Here is a 1992-nt window from a genome sequence, read left to right as displayed (position 1 = left end):
GGCACGGTCCGGACGCCGCGTCCGCGCGTCGGCGCGCACGAACGGCTCGGCCAGGGTGCCGACCACCGCGGGGTCGAGCGGCGCCCCGGTGTTCTCCACGACCAGCGTCGGACGACGGCGCTCGTCGAGCCCGGTACGCACCCAGACCTGGCCGCCCGAGGCGAGGTTGTGCCGCGCGGCGTTGCCGAGCAGGTTGCCCGCGAGCTGCCCGAGCAGCACCGCGTCGCCCTGGACCTCCGCCTCCTCCAGGGCGACCACCAGCTCGGGCGCACCGGTCACCTCCAGGTCGGACGACGTCGCGACCGCCTCGCGCACCACGCCCGCCAGGTCGATGGGCTCGGACCGCAGCCCCTCGTGGTCGAGCCGCGCGAGCTGGAGCAGGGACTCGACCATCACGATCGAGCGGTCGTTGGTCTCCTGCAGCCGGCTCAGCAGGCGGTCGACGTCGCGCCCCTCCGGATCGGCCCGCGCCACCTCCAGCAGCGCCTTGATCACGGTGTTCGGGGTGCGCAGCTCGTGCGAGGCGTTGGCGGCGAACCTGCGCTGCTCCGCGAAGGCATGTTCCAGCCGGGCGAGCATCATGTCGAACGTGTCGGCCAGCCGGCGCAGCTCGTCGTCGGGCCCTTCCAGGTCGATCCGGTGCGCGAGCGAGCCGTCCGCGGCGAGGGCCGCCGCCGCGCTGATCCGGTCGAGGGGCCGCAGCATCCGGCCCGCCAGGATCCAGCCGCCGACCAGGCCGACGAGCGCGAGGAAGCCGAGCGCCGCGCCCGACAGCGGGAGGGCGACGTCGAGCAGGTCGGACCGGCTGGGCGCGAAGCCGCCGCCGTCCTGCACGGTGAGGTTCTCGTCGGGCACGTACCGCAGCACCAGCAGCAGGGCGGCGAACAGGGCGCTCCCGGCCAGGACCAGGAAGCCCGCGTAGCTCAGCGTGAGCCGCAGCCGCACCGACAGCCCGGCGCGCCGCCGCCGCAGGCCGGGCGCGGTCACTGCTCCCCGAACCGGTACCCGACGCCCGGCACCGTGTGGATCAGCCACGGATCGCCCAGACGCTTGCGCAGGGTCGAGATGGTGATGCGGACGGCGTTCGTGAACGGGTCGGCGTTCTCGTCCCAGGCGCGTTCGAGCAGCTCCTCGGCGCTGACCACACCGCCGCGTGCGGCCATCAGGACCTGGGCCACCGCGAACTGCTTGCGGGTCAGCGAGATGTACCGGCCGTCGCGGTAGACCTCGCGGCGGTACGGGTCCAGACGCACGGGGCCGAGCTCCAGCACGGGCGGGGTGGCGGCCTCGGGCCGCCGGGCCAGGGCGCGCAGCCGCAGCACGAGCTCGCGCATCGCGAAGGGCTTGGTCAGGTAGTCGTCGACGCCGAGCTCGAAGCCGGTCACCTTGTCGGTGAGCTCCCCCGCGGCGGTCAGCATGATGACCCGTACCCCGGGGTGCTCCGCGACGACCCGGCGGGCCACCTCGTCCCCGTGCACCACGGGGACGTCCCGGTCGAGCACCACGGCGTCGTACGGGGTCGCGGCGACGAGATCGAGTGCCGTGCCGCCGTCGTTCGCGATGTCCGCGGCGATCGCCTCCAGCCGGAGCCCGTCCCGGATCGCCTCCGCGAGATAGGGCTCGTCCTCCACCACCAAGACGCGCATGTCAGCACACGCTACCGGCGGGCACATATCGGCGGCGTATCGAGAACCGGAGACGCCCTGGCAACGTGCCGCCCGGTGGGCTGGTGCCCATGACCAGACAAGAGCTCGCTCATCCCCCGGCGTACGGCAACGGTCCCGCCCGGCACGTCCCCCGCCCAGCACGCCGCCGGTCCGGCCGCCCGGTCGCGTTCCTCCTCGTGGCCGCCGCGGTGGTGCTCGTCGCCGTGTTCGGCGTCTATCCCCTGCTCGACCGTACCGACCAGCCGGTGGTGCAGGCCGTCGACCGGGCGCTGGACGCGGCCCGGTCGTCGGACGCCGCGACCGGCGTGGCCGGCGGCGACATCCC

The 1992-nt window shown here is 74.3% G+C and carries 2 protein-coding genes and 1 pseudogene; 1 reads left to right on the top strand and 2 read right to left on the bottom strand.

Going from position 1 to position 1992, the window contains the following annotated elements:
* Positions 1-987: sensor histidine kinase (locus PROKR_RS13790; protein WP_051432978.1), on the bottom strand; the 987-nt coding region annotated here is incomplete at its 3' end.
* Positions 984-1646 (bottom strand): response regulator transcription factor, encoded by a 663-nt coding sequence (locus tag PROKR_RS13785; RefSeq protein ID WP_036964208.1) that lies wholly within the window; start codon positions 1644-1646, stop codon positions 984-986. The genes PROKR_RS13785 and PROKR_RS13790, both read right to left, overlap by 4 nt.
* Positions 1647-1735: 89 nt before the next feature.
* Between PROKR_RS13785 and PROKR_RS36950 the strand changes: the two are divergent.
* Positions 1736-1992 (top strand): annotated as a pseudogene (locus PROKR_RS36950) (hypothetical protein); the annotation flags it as partial.

The sequence above is a fragment of the Promicromonospora kroppenstedtii DSM 19349 genome, from assembly GCF_000515355.1.
GTDB classification, from domain to species: Bacteria; Actinomycetota; Actinomycetes; order Actinomycetales; family Cellulomonadaceae; genus Promicromonospora; species Promicromonospora kroppenstedtii.
Note: the sequence above shows the minus strand (reverse complement) of the source record. Positions and strands in the feature narration are given on the sequence as shown.

Excerpts from the sequence above, each read along its gene's own strand:
- PROKR_RS13785 (WP_036964208.1), bottom strand. The coding sequence starts at position 1,646 with ATGCGCGTCTTGGTGGTGGAGGACGAGCCCTATCTCGCGGAGGCGATC.